The organism is Hamadaea flava (genome assembly GCF_024172085.1).
In the GTDB taxonomy this organism is placed as follows: Bacteria; Actinomycetota; Actinomycetes; order Mycobacteriales; family Micromonosporaceae; genus Hamadaea; species Hamadaea flava.
On record NZ_JAMZDZ010000001.1, the window covers coordinates 5,248,766 to 5,273,746 of the forward strand.

The following is a 24,981-nucleotide window of genomic DNA, read 5'->3' on the forward strand; positions in this document are numbered from 1 at the left end:
GTCTTGTTCTCTCGCTTCTGGTCGCAGACCGCCGGAGGACTGCCCCGTGTCTTCTGGACGCTCTGGTCGGCGATCCTCGTCAACCGGATCGGCGCCTTCGGCATGCTGTTCCTCCCGCTCTACCTCAGCGCCGGGCGTGGGCTCTCGCTCACCGCGGCGGGCCTGGTCACCGCCGGGTACGGCATCGGCGGCGCGGGCGGCAGCCTGATCGGCGGCGTACTGGCCGACAGCTGGGGCCGCCGCGCCACCATGGTCACCGCGAACGGCATCGCCGCCGCGTTGATGCTGGCCCTCGCGTTCGCTCAGCCGCTGTGGCTCATCGCCGGGCTGACCCTGTTCATCGGGATCTTCCACTCGATGCCCGGCCCGGCGACCGTCGCGGCCATCATCGACATCGTTCCCGAGGAATCCCGGTCCCGCGCGTTCAACCTCCAGTTCTGGGCGTTCAACCTGGGCATGGCGATCGCCTCCGCCCTCGCCGGCGTGATCGCCGAGGTCGGCTTCTTCTTCCTCTTCGCCCTGGACGCGGCGACGACCGCGATCACGGCGTACGTGCTCTTCCGGCATGTGCCGGAGACGCTGATGCTGCGGCAGGGCCGCCCGTCCCGTCCGTGGGCCACCCGGCCCTGGCCGGCCCGCCCGATCGGCTCCCGGCCGCACCCGGCCAGCGGGCAGGTCAAGCGCTCGACCACCCCGGGCGGCCTCGGTACGGCGCTCACCGACCCGATCTTCATGGTGTTCGTCGGGCTGACCTTCATCGCGGCGATCCTCAACTCGCAGACCTCGATCCTGCAGCTCGCCATGAACGCCGACGGCCTCTCGCCGGCGGCGTACGGGATCGTGGCGGCGGTGCCGGGCCTGCTGATCGTCCTCGGCCAGCTCTTCGTGCCCCGGCTCATCCAAGGCCGGCTGAAGGGCCGAGTCCTCGCGCTGTCCCTGGCCGTCTCCGGGATCGGCTACTTCACGCTCACCTTCGCCGACGTCTTCGGGGCGTACCTGATGGCGGCGGCGATCTGGACGATCGGCTCGATGATCGCGGCCCCGCCGAACGCCGAAGTCATCGCCGAACTCGCCCCGGCCCGGCTGCGCGCCCGCTACCAGGCGGTCTTCTTCCTGACCTTCCCGGCGGCCGGGTTCGTCGCCCCGGCGGTCGGCGGCTGGTCGCTGGAGCACCTCGGGGACGTGCACTGGGTTCTCATCGGCGTACTCGGCCTCGCGGCCGCCGCCGGGCACCTGCTCGCCAGCCGGCCGCGGGAACGCCGCGTCGCGCGGCTGCTGGCCGCGCCCGCCGCCCTCCCCACCAGCGCCACCGTCTAACCCCCGCTTTGGTCCGCCGCTTTGGTCCGCCGATCATGAACTTATGTGCGTGATCGACCGGCGTGTCGTGTCCGTGGCGCCCTGATCATTCCCCCGAGGCCGTGATCGATCTCGGGTGTCCGGTGCAGAAGTCGATCAGGCCGATACGGAGTTGATCAGGGTCTGGCGAACACGACACGCCGGTCGATCACGACCGATAGTTCATGATCGCGCGGAAAGGGTGGTGAGGTGTTGGCGGGCGAAGGTCAGCGCCTCGGCCAGCAGCTCTTCGCGTTCGGCTCGGCTGGCCGAGCGCCGGGTCGCGACTTCCACCGCGATGGACCCGGTGAAGCCGCGTTGGGCCAGCGACGACAACAGTTCGGCGCAGGGTTGCTTGCCTCGGCCGGGGACGAGGTGTTCGTCGCGGCCTTCGCCGGTGCCGTCGCCGAGGTGGATGTGGGCCAGGCCGGTGCCCATCGCGTCGGCCATCGCGAGCGAGTCCATCTTGGCTGCCGCGCAATGCGAAACGTCCAATGTGTACGCGGCGTATCCGGTGCGGGTGGGGTCCCAGCCGGGGGAGTAGGGGACGAACTCCCGCCGGGCCATGCGGACGGGGTACATGTTCTCGACGGCGAACCGGATCTGCGGGTAGCGCTCGTTCAGCAGTCGCAGCCCCGACTCGAACGTACGCGCGTACTCCCGTTGCCAGGTGAACGGCGGGTGCACCACGACGGTGTCGGCTTCCAACGTCTCCGCCAACGCCGCCGCGCGCCGGAGGCGTACCCAGGGGTCACTGGACCAGACCCGCTGGGTGACCAGGAGGCAGGGCGCGTGGATGGACCCCACGCGGACCCCGTAGTGCGAGGCGAGGCCGCGCAGCGCCCCGGCGTCCTGGCTGACCGCGTCGGTCCAGACCATGACCTCCACGCCGTCGTATCCGAGTGCGGCCGCCAGCTCGAACGCGGCGGCGGTGGGCTCGGGAAATACGGACGAACTGGAGAGGAGCACCGGAGTTCTGGGCATGCCTCCTAGGCTAGCCCGGTTCACGAAATGCGCCGGGAAGCCGAGCGCTGCTCAGCCGGCCGGATGGGGTGCGACCAGGCCCTTCTTCGCGCGGGCCGCACACAGCCGAGCCAGCTCGTCGTACGCGGGCTGACCGATGAGCGCGATCAACTCCGGCGCGTAGGAGACGTAGACCGGGGTGCGATCGACCCGGGCGTCCGGCGACGAGGTGCACCACCAGTGCAGGTCGTGACCGCCCGCGCCCCAGCCGCGCCGGTCGAACTCGGTGATGCTGGTGATCAGCACCTTGGTGCCGTCCGGGCGCTTGTGCCACTTCTGATCGCGGCGGATCGGGAGCTGCCAGCAGACGTCGGGCTTGTACTCCAACGGGTGAACGCCGTCCCGCAGCGCCTGGCCGTGCAGCGCGCAGCCGCCGCCCCCGGGGAAGTCGGCGTCGTTGAGGAAGACGCACGGGCCGTCCTCACTCTGGGTCGCCGTACGCCGGGCGGGCTCCTCGTCGTTCAGCTCGTCGAGTTCCGTCCAGTTCTTGAAGCCCTTGCGGTAGTGCTGCCACGTCTCCGGGGTCAGCTTCCGGACGGCGGACTTCACGCGGCGGATGTCGTCGGCGTCGGTCAGGAACGCGCCGTGCGAGCAGCAGCCCTCGATCGCGCGGTCCTTGATGATGCCGTGGCAGCCCTTGCCGTAGACGCAACTCCACCGGCTCAGCAGCCAGGTGAGGTCGGCCCGGATGAGCTGCGTGTCGTCGGCGGGGTCGGCGAACTCCACCCACTCACGCGGGAAGTCCAGCCCCACCTCGCGGTCGCGGGGGTTCACCGGCGTCACCGGCAAGGTCTTGCGCGGCGCGGGCGCGCCTTGGCGCTGGGTGGTTTCGCTGATAGACACACACCCAGCCTACGGCGACGCGCGTCCCCGGTACGGTATTCCCGTGCGTCTGGGCGTGCTCGATGTCGGATCCAACACGGTGCATCTGCTGGTCGTGGATGCCTACCACGGAGCTCATCCGTGGCCGGCCCACTCGGAGAAGGCGGTGCTGCGCCTGGCCGAGCAACTCGGCCCGGACGGCTCGCTCACTCCAGCGGGCGAACAGGCCCTGCTCGCCGCGGTCCGCGACGCCCGCCTGGCCGCGGACCGGCTCGGCGTCGACGAACTGCTGGCCTTCGCGACCTCGGCGGTACGCGACGCGCGCAACTCCTCACAAGTGCTGGCGCGCGTACGCGCGGAGACCGGAGTGGAGTTGCGAGTCCTGTCCGGCGCGGACGAGGCCCGGCTGACCTTCCTCGCCGTACGCCGCTGGTTCGGCTGGTCGGCGGGGCGGCTCGCCGTCCTCGACATCGGCGGGGGTTCGCTGGAGATCGCGGCCGGCATCGACGAGGAGCCGACCTTCGCCGTCTCGCTTCCGTTGGGGGCCGGGCGGATCACCCGCGATCGGCTCGCTGGGGATCCGCCGGCCGCGTACGTCATCGACGAGGTGCGGGCGTACGTGGCGGCGACGATGGAGGAGTTGGACGTCTCCCGGCTGGAAGGGTTCGATCGGGCTGCGGCGACGTCGAAGACGTTCCGGTCGCTGGCCCGGCTCGCCGGGGCCGCCCCGAGTGGGAAGGGCCTCTGGGCGCCTCGGGCGTTGACGCGTACGGGGTTGAAGCAGGTCCTGGGCTTCATCCGGCGGATGCCCGCCGACGCCATCGCCGAGCTCGACGGGGTCAGCCCGCAGCGGTCGCACCAGGTGCTCGCCGGGGCGATCGTGGCGCTCGCCGCGATGGATCGGCTCGATCTCGACGCCGTCGACATCTGCCCGTGGGCGCTCCGGGAGGGCGTCATCCTCCGCCAGCTCGACCTCTCGACCTGAGCCCTGGATCAGGGGTCCGGGTCGAATCTTGGCCTGACTGCACTCCTGGCGGCTCGCCCGAGAGGCTCCCCGGCGAGATTCGGCCGAGATCGCTGATCCAGCGCCCAACGGCGTCCGTACAGAGCCGCGTTCACGGATGTGGACGGCATGCCATATTCCGAACGGTCGTTGACTGTATGGACAGCGATCCATTAACTGTCTTTCATGATGGACGCCCACCGATCTCTTGCCGGCGCGCTCGCCGCCGCCCTGACGGCCACCACGCTCCTGTCCGTCGCCCTGCTGACCCGCTCGGTCGTCGCCGACGAAGCCGCCGACCAAGCCGTCCCGCCCGGAGCCGCCCGCACCGGGCTCGATCTGTCCAGCGCCAATCGGCGTACGCCGGTCGCCGGGCTCTATGACTGGAGCAAGGCCGGGTATCGCAACGGGGCGAACCTGCCCGGCACGAGCGAAGTGAATCCCGACGCCGCCTGCCAGATCACGCCGGCTGAACTCGCCAGTCAGTACGCCGTGCGCCCGGACGACGGCGTGGACGACACGACCGGTCTCCAATCCGCGATCGACTTTGTGCGTACCACTTGTTCGACGACCGCGAGTTTCACGAAGCTGTCGCTGATCACGCTGCCCGCAGGCGTCTTGAAGGTGACCCGCCAACTGGGCGTGGACGCGGACTATCTGATCGTGCGCGGGGCCGGCGGCGACCCGGCGACCGGGACCCGCCTGGTCTTCGAGCCGGACGCGAACACGCGCTACGACACGCTGACCGACGACGGCTCGGACTGGGACGAGGACGGCATGGTGTCGGGGCAGGGCAAGGGCGGCTGGCTCTGGCCTGGCCGGGGCCTGTTCCGGGTGCAGTCCCGTCAGGTGCACAGCGCCTACGCGAGCGATTACGCCGCCGCGCCCGCCAACCGGAAGGACATCTTCGAGGGCACGGTCAACGTCCACTGGAAGGCCGGGCAGAAGCTGGCCGCCAAGCCGGGCGAGACCGCCTACGCCGCGCGCACCGGCGATTCCGTGGTCTACGTCGCGAGCCTGACCGGGCTGACCGCCGGGACGCTGGTGAACATCCGGGCCGCCAACTCGGTGAAGTTCTACAACTCGCAGAACGTCTTCGACACCGCGCTGATGAGCAACCTGCACATGCGGCAACAGATCTTCACGATCACCGCCGTGAACTCGTCGGCGAAGTCGATCACCCTGGACAAGCCGGTGGAGTACGACGTCCCGATCACCTCCACGTCGGACGGCTCCGCCGCTATCGGCGGCACGGTGTACGACTCGAAGGCCGCCCCACTGGTCGACCCGGTCGTCGGCGTCGGTTTCGAGAATTTCTACTTGACCCAGGCCGAGCCCGGTCTGTCCGCGGCCGACGCCGTCCACAACTACGGCAACATGGATCCGGCCGGAGAGATGCACGGCATCGTCTTCAAATGGGCGGCGAACTCCTGGGTCCGCGGCATCCGTACGTCGATGACCGGTTCACATCCGATCGTCACGGAGGAGGCGGCCCATCTCACCATTGTGGACAACTATCTGGACGGCGCCTGGAACAAAGGCAAGGGCGGCAATGGCTACTTCCGCGGCTCCCGGGTGTGGGACTCGGTTTATGCCGGCAACACCAGCCGCAATCTGCGCCACTTCACCTTCCAGTGGTCCGCCTCGGGCGACGTCGCGATCGGCAACGACACCGACTCCGACTTCAATCTCCACGGCGGATGGGAACGCAACAACCTGATCGAGCTGAACACCGTGACCGTCCCCTACGCCCACCGATCGGCCAACTGCCGGGCGAACTGCGGCGAGGAAGGCGGCGGCGGTCCCGACGACTCGAACTGGTTCCCGATCTGGTGGGCGGCCGGGCAGAAGGCGGTCAAGTGGTCGGGTTCGTCCGGACCGCGCAACGTCTTCTTCAACAACACCATGACCAAGCAGCTCGGCTCGGACACCGCGCCCTACACGGCGTACTACGCCGATCACACCCGGATCTACCAATTCGGGTGGTCCGGATCCGCGTGGCAGCACCTGGACGTGGGTGGCACGCCGATCACCGACTGGGCCGGCCACGAGCAGGCCGACTACACCAACGGCCACGGCGTCGACGCATCGCGTACCGATGCGGGCCCGTCGTTGTTCCTGCTCTCCCTCACTGGTACGCCCAGCGCATCACCGTCGCCGTCCAGTGCGTCCCCGTCTGCGTCGTCCGCCTCGCCGTCGCCGTCGCCGTCCGGGGTGGTGGGGCTGCGCTGCACGTTCGCCCAGACCTCGGTCTGGAGCAGCGGTTACGGCGGGCAGGTGACGGTCTACAACGACGGGACGGCGACCGTGCCGGCGTGGACGGCCGAGTTCGACCTGCCGACCGGGACGAGCATCAGTTCGATGTGGCGCGCGACGTACGCCAAGACCGGAAACCACTACGTCGTGACACCGTTGTCCTACGCGGCGGACATCGCACCCGGCGGCTCGGAGTACTTCGGCTTCAACGTCGGCGGCCTCGGTACGCCGACCGGCCTGACCTGCCGCACCTAGCGGCGATTCGGCAGTCCCCCGGCCGGCAGGTAGAGGTGGTAGTTGGCCGCCGTCTCCACCGGCCGGTCGGGGAAGGCCGCGGCCAGCGTCGTGTCCAGCGGCGACCCGATCGGGGCGAGGTAGGTGACCACCCGTGCCGCGCCGACCTCGTCCCAGAACGGGTGGTAGCGGTTGAGCCCCTCGGTCAGGTCGTCCCCGACGACGGCGCAGATCCGCTCCTCACCGGTCTGGTAGGAGATCCAGTTGCAGGTCCAGTAGTCGGCGTACACGCGGGTCTGGTCGTGCGCGGCGAGCGCGGCGATCACCTTCGGCTGGTTCGCCGCCGCGTCTGCGTACACCGGCACGTGGACGGCCAGCGTGACCGTGGCGTACAGGGCCATCGCCACTCCGGCGGCCAGCGGGACGCCGGCGGCGAGCCGTTGCCAGTTCGGCCGGGCGATAGCGGCGATGCCCCGCCAGAGCGGCTCCAGCCAGGCCGGCGTCGAGATCAGCAGGCAGCTCAGGTAGCGCGCGCTCTCGATCGGGGAGTCGCCGGCCGACGAGTTCCGGGCGTAGGAGACGACGGTGATCAGCGCCGCGACCGCCAGGGCCAGCCGCATCCCGCTTTCCGGCGTACGCGGAGACCGGTAGGCGAGCACGGCGGCGATGACGAGGAGGGCGGCGTACGCCGGACCCCACCACAGCTGCCAGCCGGCGCAGTGGCTCGGCGCGCACAGCCCGGTGCCCAGCGGTACGCCGATCAGTCCGCCGCCGTACAGCCGTTCACTCGCCGACGGATCGGTGCCGGTGGTCTGGAGGTGCCAGAACACGGCCAGGAAGCTCTTCGAGAACGTGTTGTGCAGGTCGTGCCAGATCAACGGGAACGCGCCGAGCAGCAGCCCGCCGGCCAGCGTCCAGCCCGCCCGGGTGGCCAGGTGCCGCCGGGCGAAGACGAGCAGCAGCACGGCCGCCGCGGCGAGGTAGGGCAACGGCAGCAGGTGGTTCCAGACGATCAGCCCGGCGAGGAGGCCGATGCCGCCGGTCAGCCAAGGCCGCGGCTTCTCGCTCCGGCTCACCGCCAGCACGCCCAGCAGCAGCGCGACCAGCATGGGCGAGGTCTCGGGATAGCCGCCCCCGGCGATGAGCTGGTTCTTCACGATCCGGTCGGAGCCCAGCGCCAGCAGGCCGACCGTCGCCGTCGCCAGCCACGGCGAGTAGACGCGGCGCACCAAGGCGTACATGAGGGGGAGGAAGAGCGCGAACAGCGCGAGCGTGGGCAGTCTCAGCGCGAGCGTGGTCGGGCCGAGCAGGCCGACGAACGGCGCCGCCAGGTACGCCTCGATCGTGCCCATGTAGTGCTGGCCGTAGAAGTAGACCGGGAAGTCCTCGCCACGCCAGATGTGCAGAGCGGCGAGGCCGATGGTGGCCTCGTCGCTGTTGGTGAGGGGTGCGTCACGCGCGGTCAGCCAAACCCGGAAGCCGACGCCGAGCAGGCCGAGCACGAACGCCACGAGGGCGGGACGTCTCCAGACCGGGGGCACCGAGGGAGCTTACCGGGCGGCCGGATCACGGCTCGAACTTGTAGCCCAGCCCGCGGACGGTGACGAGGTACCGGGGTGTCGACGGCTCCGGCTCGATCTTGGAGCGCAGCCGCTTGACGTGCACGTCCAGGGTCTTGGTGTCGCCGACGTAGTCCGCGCCCCAGACGCGGTCGATGAGCTGGCCCCGGGTCAGCACCCGGCCCGCGTTGCGCAGCAGCAGTTCGAGCAGCTCGAATTCCTTCAGCGGCAGCGGGACGGTGTCCCCGCCGACGGTGACGACGTGCCGTTCGACGTCCATGCGGACGGGCCCGGCGCTCAACGTCGCGCCGACCGCGTCGACCGGCTCCTGCGAGCGGCGACGCAGCACCGCACGGATGCGGGCGACCAGCTCCCGCGGGGAGTACGGCTTGGTCACGTAGTCGTCCGCGCCCAGTTCCAGCCCGACGACCTTGTCGATCTCGCTGTCGCGCGCGGTGACCATGATGATCGGAACGCCCGAGCGGGCCCGCAGCTGGCGGCAGACCTCGGTCCCGGACATCTCCGGGAGCATCAGGTCGAGCAGGACGATGTCGGCGCCGGAGCGGTCGAACTCGGTGAGCGCCGCGGTGCCGGTGGCCGCCACCGACACCTCGAAGCCCTCCTTGCGAAGCATGTAGGAGATGGCGTCCGAGAACGCCTCCTCATCCTCCACCACGAGTACTCGTGCCACGTGTTTCTCTCTTTCTCGGTGCTCAGTGAGTCTCATGCTCAGAACGGTTCGGACAGGCTGAGGCCGAACTCGTCCTCGGGCGGCCGGACCGGCAGCCGCAAGGTGAACGTCGAACCGCCGCCGACGCGGCTGGAGACGTCGACGCGACCGCCGTGATTGGTCGCGATGTGCTTGACGATCGCGAGGCCCAGGCCGGTGCCGCCGGCCTCCCGGGACCGCGCCTTGTCGGAGCGGTAGAACCGTTCGAAGACCCGGTCGACCTCGTCGGGGGCGATGCCGATGCCCTCGTCGGCGACCTCGATCTCGATCTTCTCCTCGTCGCCCTGCACCGTCACGGACACGGTCTTGCCCTCGTCGGAGTACGCGACGGCGTTCTCGATCAGGTTGCCCAGCGCGGTCGCGAGCTGGCTGTCGCTGCCGTACGCCTTCAGATCGAGCCGGCCGCGTACGGCGATGTCGATCGACTTGGCCTGGGCGGCCGTCCGCGACCGGTCGACCGCCTCGGCGACGACCCAGTCGATCTGGACCGGCTCGGGGTCCGGCAGCGGTTCGGCGCCCTGCAGCCGGGTCAGTTCGAGCAGCTCGGTGACGAGGGTGCCGAGGCGGACCGACTCCCGCTGCATCCGCAGGGCGAAGCGCCGGGTGGAGTCGACGTCGAGCTCGCCGTCGGTGGCGTCCAGGATCGCCTCGGCGAGCAGCTGCAACGCCCCGATCGGAGTCTTCAGCTCGTGGCTGACGTTGGCCACGAAGTCCCGGCGTACGCGGGCGACCCGGTGCGCATCGGTGACGTCGAACGCCTCGACCGCGACGAGCCCGCCGCCGAGGGCGACCGCGCGGAGGCTGACCCCCATCGGTTCGACGTCGCTGCCCTCGGCTCCCCGGGGCAGGTCCAGCTCCACCTCACGGCGTACGCCGGTCCGCCGCACCTGGCCGGCGAGCGTACGGACGATGGGGTGGGCTACCGGGGTGCCCGGCTGGGCGCCCGCACGGAGCAGGCCCATCGCTCGGGCGGCCGGATTGGCCAAGGCGATCTGGTCGGAGTTGTCGAGGACGACGACGCCGACGCGCAGCGAGTCCAGGCTCTTGCGACCGAGCCCGGCGAGCGCGTCCACCTCTGGGGCGGCTGGCGAGCGGCGGAGGAACACGCTGGAACGATAGCCGGTTGTTTACCAGACTGAACAGAAAAAGCCGGGCAAAACGACCAGGTCAGGAGTCAAAGTTCACCTATGCGCGGTTCGGCGTTCACCGTTGTTCATCTGACGGTCGCCCGGCGCACCTAGCGTGGCCCCCGACCGACCAACAACCGACCCACAGGGACCTTAAATGCGAGAGTCGTTCGGCGCCGCCCTGCACGAGGTGGGCAACCTGCTCGTCTCCATGGCCGAGGCGGCCCGCACCCAGATGCGCCAGGCGACGTACGCGCTGCTCACCGCGGACAAGGAGGCGGCCGATCGCGTCGTCGCCCGGGACGCGGAGATCAACGAGCTGTACCGCCAGGTCGAGGAGCGGGTCCTGCGCCTGCTCGCCCAGCAGCAGCCGGTCGCCCGCGACCTGCGCATGGTGATCACCGCCCAGCACGTCGCGACCGACCTGGAGCGCATGGGCGACCTCGCCGACCACGTCGCGAAGACCGCGCTGCGTCGGCACCCGGCCGCCGCCGTCCCGGCCGAACTGGCCACCGTGATCGCCGAGATGGCCGAGGTCGCCGACCGCATCGCCGGCAAGATCACGCTGGTGCTGGCCCGCTACGACACCAAGCGCGCGGCCGAGCTGGAGAACGACGACGACGTGATGGACGCGCTGGAGCGCGACCTGTTCGCCGTCATCCTCGGCTCGTCCTGGCAGCACGGGGTGGAGGCGGCGATCGACGCGGCGCTGCTCGGCCGGTTCTACGAGCGGTACGCCGACCACGCGGTGAACGCGGGGCGCCACGTGATCTACCTGGTGACCGGCGAGATCGCCGACGGGCAGGCCTCGGACGAGGACCCGGAGCTGCCCGAGTCGCTCTGAGGCTCGGCTGCTTCGTGAAGCTCGGCTACTTCTTGCTGGCGAGCGCCCGCGCGAAGAACATCATGTTCGCCGGGCGCTCGGCCAGCCGCCGCATGAGGTAGCCGTACCACTCGGTGCCGTAGGGAACGTAAACGCGTACGTGGTAACCCTCCCGGACGAGCCGGCGCTGTTCTTCCGGGCGTACGCCGTAAAGAAGCTGGAACTCGAACTCGTCCGGACCCCGGTCGAACCACCGGGCCCGGTCCTCGCCGATGGCGATCAGCCGCGGGTCGTGGGTGGCCAGCATCGGGTAACCCTGCCCGGCCATGAGCACGTTCATGCAGCGTACGTAGGACTTGTCGACGTCCAGCGCGGACTGATAGGCCACGTGCTCCGGCTCGGAGTACGCACCCTTGCAGAGCCGGACGCGGGAGCCCGCGGTGGCCAGCTCACGGCAGTCCTGCTCGGTACGCCGCAGGTACGACTGGAGCACCGCGCCGGTGCTCGGATAGTCCTTGCGCAGGCTGTTCAGGATGGTCAGCGTCGAGTCGGCGGTGGTGTGGTCCTCCATATCCAGGGTGACCGTCGTGCCCGCCTCGGCCGCGGCCGCGCAGATCGCGCGCGCGTTCGTCTCGGCGAGATCCTCGTCGAACGCCTGCCCGAGGGCGGAGAGCTTCACGCTGACCTCGGCGACTCCGGTCAGCTCCGCCTCGCGCAGCGCGGCGAGCAGCGTCAGGTATTCGTCCCGGGTAACGCTCGCCTGCTCCGGCGTCAGCGTGTCCTCGCCGAGGTAGTCCAGCGTGGTCCGGAGCCCGGAGCCGGCCAGCTCCCCGGTCACCCGCAGGGCGTCGGGCGTACCGGTGCCGGCGACGAACCGCCTGACCACGTCCCGGCTCACCGGGGCGGAGCCGACGAACTTTTCGACCTTGCCGGATCGCGACGCTGCGAGAATGACCGACCTGAGCATGTCAGCAGCGTATCTCCGATTCGGCGATGAGGTCGGATGTGAGGTACGTCCCGTCCGTCGGAAACGGTTCCGGTAAACCTCGGCACACCACTTCCGTCAAGATTGCTCTACCTTTGTCGGGTGGACTTCGATGCGTACGCCAAGACCGCCGTTGACCTGGTCAATGTCCGGCTTGACACCCTCGACGACCTTCGTGCCCTTTTTGCGGACGACCGGGAGTGGATGCGGGAGTCGGTCGCCGATAAGGAGATGGCGGTCTTCCGGCGGGCTCAACGGAAGCTCCGCGACGTCTTCGAGGCCGGCGCGGCCGGCCGCGACGGCGACGCCGTGGCCGAGCTGAACGTGCTCCTGGAGACCTTCCCGGTCCAGCCGCGGATCTCGGGTCACGACGCCGGGGACTGGCACATGCACGTCACCAGCCGCGGCGCCTCCGCCTCCGCCGAGTACCTGGCCGGTGCGGCCTGGGGGCTGGGCGTCTGGCTCTGCGAGTTCGGCAGCGCCCGGTTCGGGGTCTGCGCCGACGAGCGGTGCGGCAACGTCTACCTCGACACCTCTTCCAACAACTGTCGCCGGTTCTGCTCGGAGCGCTGCGCGACGCGGTCGCACGTGGCCGCGCATCGGGCGCGGAAGAAGGCCGCCGTCGACGAGGTGGCGGCGCTGCCGAGCGCCGCCGTCGCGCCGAAGGCTCCCGTCCCGGTCGGACGCTAAGCCGCTCGCTCTCGCTCGCGCGCTGACCTTCCTGATCATTGCGTCGGCCATGCTGTTTCCGGGGACATTTCGCCTCGTGAAACCGCGTGGCCGGCGCAACGATCAGGCTTGAGTGGTCGCCTGGATCGGCCGAAAGGACGATCCGCGCTCGGCTGGTCGTCCAGTAGCGTTGCGGCCCGTGCACCCCGGGGACCCCTCGCAGCCTGATCCGCGGCCCGCCGACTCGCAGCCCGCCGACTCGCAGCCGCCGACGCAACCGATCCCGCCGCAGCAGCCCTACCCCGGGGTGAATCAGTCCTATCCGGGCACGCCCGGCCCAGCCCCGTCCGGCCCGGTCCCGCCAGTGTGGAATCCGCAGATTCCCCAACAGCGGCAGGCCGGACAGCTCGGGGCGCCGGTGTACCCGCCGTCGGGTTACCCGACGTATCCGCCCGCGCCCGGGAATCCCGCTGCGCCCGCGTATCCGCCGGCGCCTGGGTATCCGCCCGCGCCGGGATATCAGCCCGTACCGGGGTATCCGCCAACGCCGCCGCACGGTGCACCGCCGGGCCTGCCACCGGCCTACCCGCCGGGGTACTCGACGCCGCCGGGCTATCCGACGCAGCCCTGGCCGGGTGCGTACGCCCCGCCGCCGCCTCCGCCCAAGCGGCCGTGGTTCGGCCGGGTGGCCGTCCTGGCCGTCATCGTGGTGCTGATCGCCTGCGCCATCCCGGTCGTCGGCGTGGTGGCGTACGTCGCGACGCGATCGACGGCGGATCCGCTGGTGCAGCCGACCGCGTCCACCGGGGTCACCTCGAAGGCCTCGCCGAAGGTGTCCCGGTCGCCGGCGCGCCGCCCGAATCCCGGCGACTCCCAGGCCGTCTTCCAGAACTGGGCGCAGGACCGTGTGCAGGCGGCGCTGGACCAGCAGTCGGACGCGCTGTTGCGGGGCGACCTCACCGGTTACGTGAAGGTGGTCGACCCGGCTAAGTCGACTCTCGTCGCCCGGCTCCGCAAGCAGTACGCCTCGCTGCGCAACATGAAGATCGGCGCCTGGGGCAACGACCTGCTGACCATCACCGCCAGCGGTGGCAAGGAGTTCGAGACCACCTGGCGCGTACGCGTCGACGGGCATCCCTGCTTCGGAGCCGTCACCTGCGACAACGACGACTTCTCGATGCTCACCACGTGGCGGCTGGCCGATCCGGACACGGCGCTGATGACTTCGCTGGAGCCGGAGGACAGCGCGAACTCGCCCCGTCCGTGGGAGGCCAGCGATCTCATCGCGAAGGTCGGCGACCGGACCGTGGTGGCCACCACGAAGGCGTACGCGTCGCTGCTGGACAACGTCTGGACGCAGGCCGAGGCGGCGGCGAAGGTCGCCGACCGGCTGGCGTACCAGGGCAAGCCGCCGACCAAGTACGTGATCTTCTACGCCGGTCCGAGCGAGTGGAAGACCTGGTACGACTGGGATCCGCCGGAGTGGTCCGGCGGCGTGACCATCGAGGTCGGCGACGCCTCCAACATCGTGCTGAACGGCAAGGACCTCCAGGGCTGGTTCATCGACAACCTGCTCCGGCACGAGATGACCCACGCCGCGACGCTGCCCGGCGGCAGCCGTTCCCGGGCCTGGTGGCTGATCGAGGGCATCGCCGAGTACGCCGACATGGACGGTGCGTCGGTCAGCCGCTACAGCGCGATCGAGGAGACGAAGAAGTTCGTCGAGGGCTCCTGGGACGGCAAGGTGGCGGTGAGCGCACCGGGCGACAGCGACGGGGACGCGAAAGCGGCCGCCGCTTACGGGGTCGCCTTCCTGGCCGTGCGCCACCTCGCCGAAAAGTATGGCGAACAGCGGATGCGCGAGTTCTTCGACGCCGTGGTGCACGACCACAAGACGGAAGCCGAGGCAGCTCCGGCGATCTTCGGCGAGTCCTGGACCACAGTGGAGGCCGGCTGCGTGGAGTTCATCCGTTCCTCGGTGTGACCACCGTTCGCCCTGCTGTGAAACATGCTCGAGTTGACTACCATCACGCGAGTGCGGCGACCGATGGTGTTGGCAGGAGCGGTGACCGTCCTCGTGGCGTTGAGTGCCGCGTCCTGCGGCAACGACGACGAGGGCATCGCGACGGCGGAGGTGGGCCGGGCCGACGTCGTCGAGATCGTCGACGCGCCCGCCTCGGTGGTGGCGCGGGCGGCCGCGACGCTGACCTCGCCAGCCGAGGGCACGCTGGCCCGGCTCGCGGTCACGGCCGGTGATCAGGTCGCCAAGGGTCAGGTCGTGGCGGTCGTCGACTCGCCGACGGCCCAGCAACGGCTGCGGGACGCGAAGAAGGCGCTGGATCTGGCGAAGCGGTCGACGGGCGGCGGCGGGGTCCGGGTGGACCTCAGCGGTTCGGCCAAGCACCTCGACGAGGCCGCCGCCAAGGCGTTCGACCAGGCGCGGGCGGCGGTGGCGTACATCGCCGACCCGGCGCTGAAGAAGGCGCTGCTCGCTCAGGTCGACGCGGCCGAGCAGCAGTACGCCGCCGCGTCGAAGGCGGTGACCTCGGCGGTACGCGGTGTGCAGCGCGGTCTCCAGTCGATCGGCAGCGCCATGAGCGCCCTGGGCGCCGCCCAGAAACTTCAGGCGCAGCAGGCGTACGACCTGGCCAAGGCCACCGTGGACGCGCTGACCCTGCGGGCGCCGATCGCGGGTGTCGTCCAGCTCGGCGGCGCGAGCGCCCCGGCGACGAGCGGAATCGACCTGTCCTCCCTGTTGGGGGCGGCGGGCGGCGGTCAGACTCCGTCGACCGGCGGCGCCGCATCGATCCCGGGCGTGTCGCAGACCGTCCCCGAGGGCGGCCTGGTGACGGCGGGCACTGCGATCCTCACCGTCGTCGACGTCAGTGAACTCGGTCTGGTGGCCGAGGTGGACGAGACCGACATCCTGCTCGTCAAACCTGGGCTGGACGCCGAGGTCGAACTCGACGCCGCGACCGACGTCCGCTACCCGTCCCGGGTGGCCAGCATCGACGTGCTGCCGACGGCCAACGCGCGCGGTGGCGTGGCGTACCGGGTGCGGTTGACGCTCACCCCGCCGTCCGGCGCCCCGACGCCGCGGCCGGGCATGAACGCGGTCGCCCACCTGCGCGTACGCCAGGCGAACTCGGCCGTCGCGGTGCCGGCGGCCGCTGTCTTCACCGCCGAGGGCCAAGTCCTGACCTGGGTACGCGGCCCGGACGGCAAAGCCGAGCGGCGACCGGTGAGCGTCGGCGTCTCCGGCGAGGACCTGGTGCAGATCACCGACGGACTCCAGCCCGGCGACCGCGTGGTCGTCCGGGGTACGGACAAGGTTCATCCCGGAGACGAACTGCCGTGACAGCCGCCGACGTGACCCCGGCCGTCGCGGCGGTGAACATCGAGCGGACCTACGACCTGGGTGGAGTCACCGTTCCGGCGTTGCGGGGCGTCTCCTTCACCGTCGAGCGCGCCGCGTATGTGGCCATCGTCGGCCCCTCCGGCTCCGGCAAGTCGACACTGATGCATCTGCTCGGCGGGCTGGATCGGCCCACGGCGGGCACCTTGCGGATCGACGGCCGCGACGTCGCCGCACTGACGCCCGCGGAGCTCGCTCAGCTCCGCAACGAGACCATCGGCTTCGTCTTCCAGTCGTTCCACCTCCTTGCGCGTACCACCGCTTTGGACAATGTCGCGTTGCCGCTCGTCTATCGCGGCCTGAACGCCCGCGAGCGCCGGGCGCGGGCCCGCGAGATGCTGGCGCGCGTCGGCCTGGAGCACCGCGTGGATCATCGCCCGAACCAGCTGTCGGGCGGCGAGCAGCAGCGGGTGGCGATCGCGCGGGCACTCGTGACCGAGCCGACCGTGCTGCTGGCCGACGAACCGACCGGCAACCTCGACACCACGACCGGACTGGCCGTGATGGAGCTGCTGGAGCGGCTGAACGCCGAGTCGAGCGCGGCCCTGGTCCTGGTCACCCACGACCGGGAGGTGGCCGCGCGGGCCAAGCGCCGGATCCACATGCGGGACGGCGTCATCGAGGCGGACGAGGGCGGGGCGGCGTGAGGCTGGCGGAGGCGTGGCGGGTCGCGCTGGACGCGTTGCGGGCCAACCGGCTGCGCAGCGGCCTGACCATGCTGGGCATGGTGATCGGGGTCGCCGCGGTCGTGGTGCTGGTCGCGCTCGGCACCGGAACGAAGAACGAGGTCGAGTCGCAGGTCGAAGGGCTCGGCGCGAACCTGATGTTCGTGGTGCCCGGCAAAGTGGACTTCAACTCCGCGCCGACCGCGTCGCCGCTGGACACGGGCGATCTCAACGCGGTCATCCGGACGGTCGGCGACCGGGATCGGGTGACGGTGTCGCTCACCTCCGGCGAAACCGTGCGAGCCGGGCGCAACTCCACCTTCACCTCGGTGCTCGGCGTCATGGAGACCACTCCGAAGGTGTTCGTACGCACCCTGCACAGCGGGACGTACCTGGCGCGTACCGATGTCGACACCGGGCGGCGGGTCGCCGTGCTGGGCGCGAAGACGGCCCGTCTGCTGTTCGGCGACCGGGACGCGGTCGGCCGGCAGATCACGATCGCGGGCGTACGCTTCCGCGTCATCGGGGTCTTCGCACCGCTCGGGCAGAGCCTCGGTGTCGACCGGGACACCGAGGTGCACATCCCGATCAGCACGGCGCAGCGGCTGTTCGGGACGAACCGGATCGACGCCTTCGCGATCAAGGCGCCGGACGCGGAGTCGGTCGGCCCACTCGGCGACCGGGTCCTCGCCGAACTGCGCAAACGTCACCCGGACACCGAGTTCAGCGCCGTCACCCAGGATCAGATCCTCGGCGTACTGGCCGACATCCTCGGGGTGCTGACGACCGTGCTCGCCGCGATCGCCGGGATCTCTCTACTCGTCGGCGGGGTCGGCGTCTCCAACATCATGCTGGTGTCGGTCCGGGAACGGACCAAGGAGATCGGGCTGCGGAAGGCGGTCGGTGCGAAACCTCGTGACATCGGCGTGCAGTTCCTGCTGGAAGCGGTGCTGCTGACCACCATCGGCGGCGTACTCGGGATGGCGCTGGGCGTCGGCGCCTCGCTGATCACGGCGGCTCTCTCGCCGGTGCCCGCGACGGTCACGTGGTGGTCACTCGCGCTCGCGTTCGGCGTATCGGCCGGCGTCGGGATCATCTTCGGCGTCGTGCCCGCGCAGCGGGCCGGGCGGCTCGACCCGGTGGTCGCTCTACGCACTGAATAAGCTTTCGCGCACGGAATAAGCCTTCGCGCGCCGGATGACCGTTTCGCGCTGTCTGGTTTAAGCCCCCGGATCACGGATCTGCGTCGAATCTTGGCCCAAGATTCGACCGGGATACCTGATCCAATGCCTAGCAGTGGCCTAGCGGCGCCGTGGTGGCGACAGGGGGTGTTCGGGCGATTACTGAAAGCTGTCGCGTTAGCCACATGAGCCCCGCTAACGTTCTACTTACACGCTGGATGGGGGAAAGGCATGAATTCGCGCGGGACGCCACACGACAACGAGCTGGCGGAGGTGCGCTTCCTCACGGTCGCCGAGGTCGCGACGCTGATGCGGGTGTCGAAGATGACCGTCTATCGGCTGGTCCACTCCGGTGACCTGACCGCGGTCCGGGTCGGGCGCTCCTTCCGGGTGCCCGAGCACGCGGTCCACGAATACTTGAGGGGCGCGTTCTCCCAAGCCGCATGAGGATGAGACCGCCCGGTTTCACGAACACACATGCGTGCGGTTACCCTGGACAGCGGCTCCGGCCCCGTTCGCGCATTCGCGGACCGAGGGCGGAGCGAGATGTCCAACTTCCGCCGTGGCGCATACGCGCCGGGCGAAACCGAAGCGTGTGATGAGAGGGCTGCCGTATGGGCTCCGTGGTCAAGAAGCGCCGCAAGCGCATGGCTAAGAAGAAGCACCGCAAGCTGCTGCGCAAGACCCGCGTCCAGCGTCGCCGTCTCGGCAAGTGACCCGCGCCGGTTCGCCGGCGTCTTGAAGCGGGTGCCTGAGCCCGGTGCGTTGCCGACCAGCAGCGGCCGGGCTCGGCTTAGGTGGGGGAGCATGGCGACGAGACCCACGAGACCCGAGGTGGTCCTGGTCACCGGCGTGAGCCGGTTCCTCGGCGCGCGAATCGCGGCTACCCTCGCCACGCGTACCGGGGTCGGCCGGGTGATCGGGCTCGACTCGTTCGCGCCTCAGGGCGAAGTCGAACATCTGCTCGCGGACAGCTCCGTCGAGGTCGTCCAGGCGGATCTGCGTGCCTCCGGCGAGGTCATCGCCGACCAGGGCGTCGAAGCCGTGGTGCACCTCGCCGTCATCTCCTCGCCCGACCAGGCGCGGGGCGGTCGCGCAGCGATGAAAGAGCAGAACGTCATCGGCACGATGCAGCTGCTCGCCGCCTGCCAGCAGGCCGAATCGCTGCGCCGGTTGGTCGTGCGGTCGTCGACCGCCGCGTACGGCGCGTCCTTCCGCGACCCCGCGGTCTTCACCGAGGACACCGAGCCACGCGAGGTGCCGCGTGGCGGCTACGCCCGCGACATCCTCGACATCGAGAGCTACGTACGCGGGTTCCGTCGCCGTCGGCCCGACGTCACCGCGACGGTCCTGCGCTTCGCTCCGTTCATCGGGGCCACCGCCGAGACCGCGCTGCTGCGCTACCTCGCCCGGCCCACCGTGCCGACCGTGCTCGGGCGCGATCCCCGGATGCAGTTCGTCCACGTCGACGACGCCCTGGAGATCATCGAGCGCTCGGTGCTGGAAAGCCACCCGGGCACCTTCAACGTGGCCGGTCCCGGCGTCATCACGCTGTCGCAGGCCATCCGCCGGGCAGGCCGGATCGCGCTGCCGATCGTCGAGCAGGCCCTCGCGGTCAGCGCCGCGACCGGCCGCGGGCTCATCAGCAACGACCAGATCGACCTGTTCGTGCACGGCCGCGTCGTCGACACCACGCGCCTGGTCCGCGAGTTCGGGTTCACGCCGCGTTCCACTCCCGACGCCTTCGCGGACTTCGTCCGCACGCACCGGGCCGGCGCGCTGGTCACCCCCGAACGGCTGGCGGCGGCCGAGGAATCCTTCCTCGACATGATCCAACGGGTACGCCAGGAGGTGCGGTGAATGACCTCTCCTGAGAATCTGCCCGAGCAGGAAGACGTCTGGGATCGGCGGGTCGCCTCCGGGCTGTCCTTCCTGCGCCGCCGGCTGTCCGGGGCGTACGAGGTCGACGAGTTCGGCTTCGACGCGGAGCTGACCGAGGGTGTCTTCCACCCGATGCTGCGCCTGTTGCAGCGGGACTGGTTCCGGACCGAGATCATCGGCGCGAAGCACATCCCGGTCGACAGCGGCGCGCTGCTCGTCGGCAACCACTCCGGCACCGTGGCGATGGACGCGCTGATGCTGTCGATCGCCTGCCACGACGAGTCGGAGGGCAACCGCCACCTGCGGCTGCTCGGCGCGGACTTCGTCTTCAAGCTGCCCGGCCTGAGCGAGCTGGCCCGCAAGTCGGGCGCGACGCTGGCCTGTACGCCGGACGCCGAGCGCCTGCTCTCGGGCGGCGAACTCGTCGGCGTCTTCCCCGAGGGGTTCAAGGGCGTCGGCAAGCCCTTCCGCGACCGTTACAAGCTGCAGCGGTTCGGCCGGGGCGGCTTCGTGTCCGCCGCGCTGCGTACCGGGGTGCCGATCATTCCCGTCGCGATCGTGGGCGCGGAGGAGATCTACCCCCTGATCGGCAACATCAAGCCGCTGGCCCGGGTGCTGGGCGCGCCCTACTTCCCGGTGACGCCGACGTTCCCATGGCTCGGTCCGCTGGGTCTCGTGCCGCTGCCGAGCAAGTGGCTGATCGAGTTCGGCCAGCCGATCCCGACCGAGGATCTCGTCGACCAGGCCGACGATCCCATGGTCGTCTTCAACCTGGCCGACCAGGTTCGGGAGACCATCCAGGAGATGATCCACGGGCTGCTGGAGCGGCGGCCGGATCCGTTCGCCCAGTAAGCAGTAGCTTGTCTCAAGTGCCCCATGGTCAGCACCGCCGGCGGTCGACGCTGCGGATCGGCGGAGCGGCGGGTCTCGTCGTCGCTCTGGTCGCCGCCGTCCGTCTACTCACCCTCCCAGCACCACACGCGCCGGGTACGGACTGGACGCTGACCGAGTCCTTCCCGTCGGCCGCCGTGGTGGACGTGCCCGGCTACGTCGACGGCGACTGGGCGTACGAGCCGATGTTGTTCCTCGACGAGCAGACCTCCCTGGGCACGGCCACCCCGTCCGACGACCGGCAGAGCGCCCTGGTGATCCTCGGGCCGGACGGCCGGATCAGCACGGTACGCACGCTCGGCGCGGACGAGGCGCCGCAGTTCGGCGGCTTCGCTTCGGGCGACGACCGGGTCGCCTGGCTGGAGCAGACCGCCGGGGACGACGGGCAGGGCGACGCCGCGATCTGGATCGCGGGCCGGGACGGCTCGAACGCCCGCGTCCTCACGCGCGACCTGGGCGACTTCGCCTTCTTCAACTCGCAGTACGATCTGCACATCCGGGACGGCCGGGTCCACTGGGTGGCGGCAGTGCCCGGCGATGTCCTGGCCTCGGAGATCCGCTCGATTCCGGTGTCCGGCGGCGACGTCTCGGTACGCCGCATCGACGGTGGCTGGCAGTCGGTCGGCGGCGACTGGCTGGTCAGCGCGATGACCGCCGGTGGGGGAGCGACCGCTCTGGTCAACTGGAAGACGGGGCGCCGCACCGCCATCCCGAACCAGCCGTCGGAGCTGGTCAGCTGCAGTTCGGTGCTGTGTCGCGTACTGGTGCTCGGCGGGGACGGCGGCGCGACCCGGATCGACGTCATGCGTACCGACGGCGGTGATCGGCAGCGGGCGGCGTCAGGCTCGGTGACCGCCGCGCTCGTCGACGTCGGCCTGCTCGACCGCTGGGAGGTCTACTCGCGACAGGGCTCCGGCACGTCCGTGCTGGCTCGCCAACAGGTCCTGCTGTACGACGTCCACGAACGCAGGACGATCAACCTTGCCGACGGGGTGGGTCAGATCATGGGCCGCGGCGGCTTCGTCTGGTGGGGCAGCGGCACTGGCGACGACGTGACCTGGCACGTCCTGGATCTCCACTCGCTCCGCTGACCTGTCGGGTCAGTCGCGGCGGGCGCGGATCGCCAAGCCGGCCGCGACCGCACCGGCGAGGACGCCGGCCGCCAGCGTCGCCGGAACCGCTACCTTCGCCGCCTTGCGGCCGGTGCGGAAGTCGCGGATCTGCCACGAGCGCGCCCGGGCGTGCCGGCGCAACGCGCCATCCGGGTTGACCGCGGTGGGGTGCCCGACCGAGCTGAGCATCGGCAGGTCGTTCACCGAGTCCGAGTACGCGTAGCAGTCGGCGAGGTCGAAGCCCTCGGCGGCGGCCATCGCCCGGACGGCGGTCTCCTTCGCCGGCCCGTGCAGCATCTCGCCGACCAGCCGTCCGGTGTAGACGCCGTCGCGGATCTCCGCCACCGTGCCGAGCGCCCCGGTCAGCCCGAGGCGCCGGGAGATCACCTCACCCAGCTCGACCGGGGCGGCGGTGACCAGCCAGACCCGGTCGCCGTCGGCGATGTGCTGCTCGGCGATGGCTCGGGTGCCTGCCCAGATCCGCTCCGCCATCAGCTCGTCGAAGATCTCCTCGCTGAGCCGCCGGACGTCCTCGACCCGCCAGCCCTCGATGAAGGCCAGCGCCGCCTGCCGCGCCTCGGCGATGTCTCCGGCGTGCTCGGCCGCCAGCAGCCGGAACTTCACCTGGCTCCAGCCGAACCTGAGCAGATCGGTGGTGGTGAAGTACTTCCGGGCGGCGAGACCGCGCGCGAAGTAGTACAGCGATGCGCCCTGCATGAGGGTGTTGTCCAGATCGAAGAAGGCAGCCGCCTTGACGTGCTCGCGTGGCTCCGTCACGACCGCTTCGCCTCCTGTTTCCGGCAACACGCTTCCGAGCGTAGCGGGTGGATGCGATCGGGGGCGCCACCCTGCGGTGACGCCCCCGAATCTCGAAGGTGAATCCCGAACGGCCGTTCGGTGATCAGTTCCCGAGTAGATCGCCCAGGATTCGGCCGAGTTCGCCGAGCAATCCCTCGTCGCCCTCGGTGCTCGCCGACGGCTGCGGCGTCGCCGAGGCGGACGGAGCGATCTGTGCCGGCGTCGTCGCCTCACCGCTCGTCCCCACGGTCGGCGTCGTCGCCGGTCGCGGGGTGACGGTCGTGGTGCTCCGCGGCAGGCTTGTCTCGGGCTGCTGACCGGCGGGGGCCGGGCACGGCGACGTTGCCGGACCCAGCGCGTCCGCTGTCGACGCCTTCGCCCCACAGGCAAGCGCGGCGCGCAGCGAGTGCGAGCGATCCGAGATGGCGTCCAGCAGAGTCGTCGACGCGTCGGCCCGCTGCCGGGACGGCCCGTCGACCAGCGCCGTGAGCTGGCCCATCAAGGATTTCTGGTCGGCCGCGAACCGGTCGACGGTGTCGAGGGCGGCGGTGCCACCCTGCCCCATCGCCGACGTGGTCAGCAGGCGTACGCCCTCGATCGTGTCCTTGTCCATGTCGCCCAGGGCGGCGGCGAAGCCGTCCCCGTTGGACCGGACGGCACTGGCCTCGGTCAGTCGCGTACGGGCGAACTCCAGGTAGAGCTGCCCCCGGGACAGATCGGAGCTGGCCAGCGCCAGCTGCGCCCGCTCGGTCGATCGCTTGACCTGGTAGAGCGCGTCGCCGGGATTGGCGTCGCCGCTGGCCATGGAGATGCCGGAGACGGCGAGCGTGCCGGTCGCCACGCCCGCGACGATCGCGATGCGCGTACGCGACCGGGCCGGCTTCACCAGAATGGGTTCCGGCTCGGTCGCGGTGACCCCGATGCCCTCGCGTTCGGCGGTCGCCATCAGCTGGGCACGCAGGTCGCTCCGGAAGTCCGGCGACGGGCCGGGCACATGCGTGCCCCGTAGCTGGTCGCCGAGCGTCACGAACTCCGCGAGCTGCGCGTCTAGACGGGAGTGGGAATGGTGACGTCGGCCGCCGTTGGCCTCGTCCAGGAGTCGGGCGAAGCGCTCGGCGCGCCGCCGGTCGAAGACTGCGTTCATAGCGGGCACCCCCCTTCGCTGGTCGCGGCGGACTGCCGGAGTGTGTCCACGAGCTCCGGTCGTACTCGGTCAAACGGCCGCGGGGGGTCTTCGGTTACGGAGAGCCGGGGCGTGACTCGGCTCACTACGGGGGTGGTGAGCGGGGTCACGGCTGGAAGCCCTCCGGAAGCAGTCGGGCGAGCGCGCGGACGGCTCGGTACTGGAGTGCTTTGATGGCGCCTTCGTTCTTGCCCATCGCCTGAGCGGTCTCCGCGACGGAGAACCCCTGGAGGAAGCGGAGCACGATGCACTCCTGCTGTTCCGGGTTGAGCTGTTTGACCGCGGTCAGCAATGCGACATTGGTGATGTGGTCGACGACGGCCGCTTCCGGGCTGCCCTCCGGGCCCCGGTCCTCGCGGTCGGCGTCCAGGACGTCGCCGGTGGTGACCTCGAGGCGGTAGCGGCCGGACTTGAAGTGGTCGGCGACCAGGTTGCGGGCGATGGTGACCAGCCAGGCGCCGAGATCACGGCCCTGCCAGGTGAAGCTGCCGATGCGCTTGAGCGCCCGCAGGAAGGTGTCGCTCGTCAGGTCCTCGGCCAGCGGCCGGTTGCCCACCCGGAAGTAGATGAACCGGAAGACGGTGTCGACGTACCGGTCGTAGATCAGGCCGAACGCCGCAGCCTCGCCCGCCTGCGCCCGCTCGACGAGCGCCCACACCTCGGCGGCGGCGTCGCTCGGATCGGGCCGGCTCGGGTAGACGGGCGGCTGCCCGGTCCCCGGCGGGTCCACGCGCTGGGTGTCCTGGTCCGGGAGCACCGGAAGCAGCGTCGTCTCCGATTCGGGCACGGTGACCGCGCCGCCCTGGGCGGGTGCCACCGGGCGCCCGTTGACCCGGCCGCCGATCGGTTTCGTGGCGGGGGTCTTGGCGGCCGGATTGTGGTGGCCGCTGTCGTTGCCGGTCTTGGTCCGGGTACGCGGACGGACGGTAGCGCCTTCGCCGCGCGAGGTGACGCTCAGTAGCGGATTCAGAAGTAGTTCGTTGAGTGAAGTGCGAAGGGCGTCCAGACCCTCGGTAAGTGCCTGCCGCGCGGCGGACACTTCGTGGCTTACGCCGTAGTACGCACTGCTTGTCATGCCGTCACCTCCGAGCGCCCGTGTGCGGAGCCGCAGGGGCAGGCGGCGGCAGACGGGGCATCTCTCACCATAAGCCGACAAACACCCATTAAGCACGGGTGCGGCGCAATAACGGGCACAGCGGCCTCCTCTGGTTGAGGGGTGTCGGATCATGCCAAAACGGGTGAGCCGACCCTCGGAATGATAGGGCCAAACCCACCCTGGTGTGCGTGTT

The 24,981-nt window shown here is 70.3% G+C and carries 22 protein-coding genes and 1 pseudogene; 14 read left to right on the forward strand and 9 right to left on the reverse strand.

What is annotated here, in order from left to right:
- Window positions 1-3: 3 nt before the first annotated feature.
- The gene (locus tag HDA40_RS24770) at window positions 4-1,317 is read left to right on the forward strand and encodes an MFS transporter (protein WP_275978297.1); all 1,314 of its coding nucleotides are present in this window, start codon (window positions 4-6) and stop codon (window positions 1,315-1,317) included.
- Window positions 1,318-1,518: 201 nt separating this feature from the next.
- Here HDA40_RS24770 and HDA40_RS24775 read toward each other — a convergent pair whose 3' ends face one another.
- Both HDA40_RS24775 and HDA40_RS24780 read right to left on the reverse strand, forming a co-directional pair.
- Window positions 1,519-2,319 carry a sugar phosphate isomerase/epimerase family protein gene (locus HDA40_RS24775; protein WP_253759884.1) on the reverse strand — a complete coding sequence of 267 codons (801 nt, stop codon included), beginning with the start codon at window positions 2,317-2,319 and terminating at the stop codon, window positions 1,519-1,521.
- A gap of 51 nt (window positions 2,320-2,370) precedes the next feature.
- Window positions 2,371-3,141: a DUF3109 family protein gene (locus HDA40_RS24780; protein ID WP_253763791.1), complete on the reverse strand. Its 771-nt coding sequence runs from the start codon at window positions 3,139-3,141 to the stop codon at window positions 2,371-2,373.
- A gap of 103 nt (window positions 3,142-3,244) precedes the next feature.
- Here HDA40_RS24780 and HDA40_RS24785 point away from each other — a divergent pair, with 103 nt between their 5' ends.
- Window positions 3,245-4,165 carry a Ppx/GppA phosphatase family protein gene (locus tag HDA40_RS24785; protein ID WP_253759886.1) on the forward strand — a complete coding sequence of 307 codons (921 nt, stop codon included), beginning with the start codon at window positions 3,245-3,247 and terminating at the stop codon, window positions 4,163-4,165.
- Between the two features lie 204 nt (window positions 4,166-4,369).
- A complete protein-coding gene (locus HDA40_RS24790; protein ID WP_253759888.1) occupies window positions 4,370-6,694 on the forward strand; it encodes a cellulose binding domain-containing protein in 2,325 nt (774 codons plus the stop codon).
- Here HDA40_RS24790 and HDA40_RS24795 read toward each other — a convergent pair.
- From HDA40_RS24795 to HDA40_RS24805, 3 genes are read right to left on the reverse strand one after another with little or no spacing between them, the layout of a single operon-like run.
- Window positions 6,691-8,214: a glycosyltransferase family 39 protein gene (locus HDA40_RS24795; RefSeq protein WP_253759890.1), complete on the reverse strand. Its 1,524-nt coding sequence runs from the start codon at window positions 8,212-8,214 to the stop codon at window positions 6,691-6,693. The genes HDA40_RS24790 and HDA40_RS24795 overlap by 4 nt on opposite strands.
- 25 nt (window positions 8,215-8,239) lie before the next feature.
- Window positions 8,240-8,923, reverse strand: coding sequence for a response regulator (locus tag HDA40_RS24800; protein ID WP_253759892.1), 684 nt, complete (start codon window positions 8,921-8,923; stop codon window positions 8,240-8,242).
- A 38-nt stretch (window positions 8,924-8,961) separates the two neighbouring features.
- Complete coding sequence (locus tag HDA40_RS24805; RefSeq protein ID WP_253759894.1) at window positions 8,962-10,068, reverse strand: sensor histidine kinase; 1,107 nt, start codon at window positions 10,066-10,068, stop codon at window positions 8,962-8,964.
- Window positions 10,069-10,246: 178 nt separating this feature from the next.
- Here HDA40_RS24805 and phoU point away from each other — a divergent pair, with 178 nt between their 5' ends.
- Complete coding sequence (phoU, locus tag HDA40_RS24810; RefSeq protein WP_253759896.1) at window positions 10,247-10,933, forward strand: phosphate signaling complex protein PhoU; 687 nt, start codon at window positions 10,247-10,249, stop codon at window positions 10,931-10,933.
- A 25-nt stretch (window positions 10,934-10,958) separates the two neighbouring features.
- Here phoU and HDA40_RS24815 read toward each other — a convergent pair whose 3' ends face one another.
- A complete protein-coding gene (locus HDA40_RS24815) occupies window positions 10,959-11,879 on the reverse strand; it encodes a proline dehydrogenase family protein (RefSeq protein ID WP_253759898.1) in 921 nt (306 codons plus the stop codon).
- Window positions 11,880-11,999: 120 nt separating this feature from the next.
- On the opposite strand from HDA40_RS24815, the gene HDA40_RS24820 reads away from it, so the two are divergent.
- The 10 genes from HDA40_RS24820 (at window position 12,000) to HDA40_RS24865 (ending at window position 21,690) form a co-directional block, all read left to right on the forward strand.
- Window positions 12,000-12,587, forward strand: coding sequence for a CGNR zinc finger domain-containing protein (locus HDA40_RS24820; protein ID WP_253759899.1), 588 nt, complete (start codon window positions 12,000-12,002; stop codon window positions 12,585-12,587).
- Between the two features lie 178 nt (window positions 12,588-12,765).
- Window positions 12,766-14,550: a gluzincin family metallopeptidase gene (locus HDA40_RS24825; RefSeq protein ID WP_253759901.1), complete on the forward strand. Its 1,785-nt coding sequence runs from the start codon at window positions 12,766-12,768 to the stop codon at window positions 14,548-14,550.
- Between the two features lie 51 nt (window positions 14,551-14,601).
- Entirely contained in the window at window positions 14,602-15,924 is a 1,323-nt protein-coding gene (locus HDA40_RS24830; protein WP_253759904.1) for an efflux RND transporter periplasmic adaptor subunit, read from the forward strand.
- A complete protein-coding gene (locus HDA40_RS24835) occupies window positions 15,921-16,628 on the forward strand; it encodes an ABC transporter ATP-binding protein (RefSeq protein ID WP_372502945.1) in 708 nt (235 codons plus the stop codon). The genes HDA40_RS24830 and HDA40_RS24835 overlap by 4 nt, the downstream gene beginning before the upstream one ends.
- Entirely contained in the window at window positions 16,625-17,809 is a 1,185-nt protein-coding gene (locus HDA40_RS24840) for an ABC transporter permease (protein ID WP_253759906.1), read from the forward strand. The genes HDA40_RS24835 and HDA40_RS24840 overlap by 4 nt, the downstream gene beginning before the upstream one ends.
- A 249-nt stretch (window positions 17,810-18,058) precedes the next feature.
- Entirely contained in the window at window positions 18,059-18,274 is a 216-nt protein-coding gene (locus HDA40_RS24845; protein WP_253759908.1) for a helix-turn-helix domain-containing protein, read from the forward strand.
- A gap of 167 nt (window positions 18,275-18,441) precedes the next feature.
- Window positions 18,442-18,543 carry a 30S ribosomal protein bS22 gene (locus HDA40_RS24850; RefSeq protein WP_007465623.1) on the forward strand — a complete coding sequence of 34 codons (102 nt, stop codon included), beginning with the start codon at window positions 18,442-18,444 and terminating at the stop codon, window positions 18,541-18,543.
- Window positions 18,544-18,634: 91 nt separating this feature from the next.
- Window positions 18,635-19,687, forward strand: a complete 1,053-nt coding sequence (locus tag HDA40_RS24855) for an NAD-dependent epimerase/dehydratase family protein (RefSeq protein ID WP_253759910.1) — start codon at window positions 18,635-18,637, stop codon at window positions 19,685-19,687.
- Window positions 19,688-20,560 (forward strand): lysophospholipid acyltransferase family protein, encoded by an 873-nt coding sequence (locus HDA40_RS24860; RefSeq protein ID WP_253759912.1) that lies wholly within the window; start codon window positions 19,688-19,690, stop codon window positions 20,558-20,560.
- A 17-nt stretch (window positions 20,561-20,577) separates the two neighbouring features.
- Entirely contained in the window at window positions 20,578-21,690 is a 1,113-nt protein-coding gene (locus HDA40_RS24865) for a hypothetical protein (protein WP_253759913.1), read from the forward strand.
- 9 nt (window positions 21,691-21,699) lie between these two features.
- On the opposite strand, the gene HDA40_RS24870 is transcribed toward HDA40_RS24865, so the two are convergent.
- The 3 genes and pseudogenes from HDA40_RS24870 to HDA40_RS24880 all read right to left on the reverse strand — a co-directional run bounded on the left by HDA40_RS24870 (window position 21,700) and on the right by HDA40_RS24880 (window position 24,767).
- Window positions 21,700-22,518, reverse strand: coding sequence for an HAD family hydrolase (locus HDA40_RS24870; RefSeq protein ID WP_372502946.1), 819 nt, complete (start codon window positions 22,516-22,518; stop codon window positions 21,700-21,702).
- A 316-nt stretch (window positions 22,519-22,834) separates the two neighbouring features.
- Window positions 22,835-23,653, reverse strand: a pseudogene (locus HDA40_RS24875) (DUF5667 domain-containing protein); the annotation flags it as partial.
- Window positions 23,654-23,798: 145 nt separating this feature from the next.
- On the reverse strand, window positions 23,799-24,767 hold the full coding sequence (locus HDA40_RS24880) for an ECF subfamily RNA polymerase sigma factor, BldN family (protein ID WP_253759915.1): 969 nt from the start codon (window positions 24,765-24,767) through the stop codon (window positions 23,799-23,801).
- Window positions 24,768-24,981 lie beyond the last annotated feature (214 nt).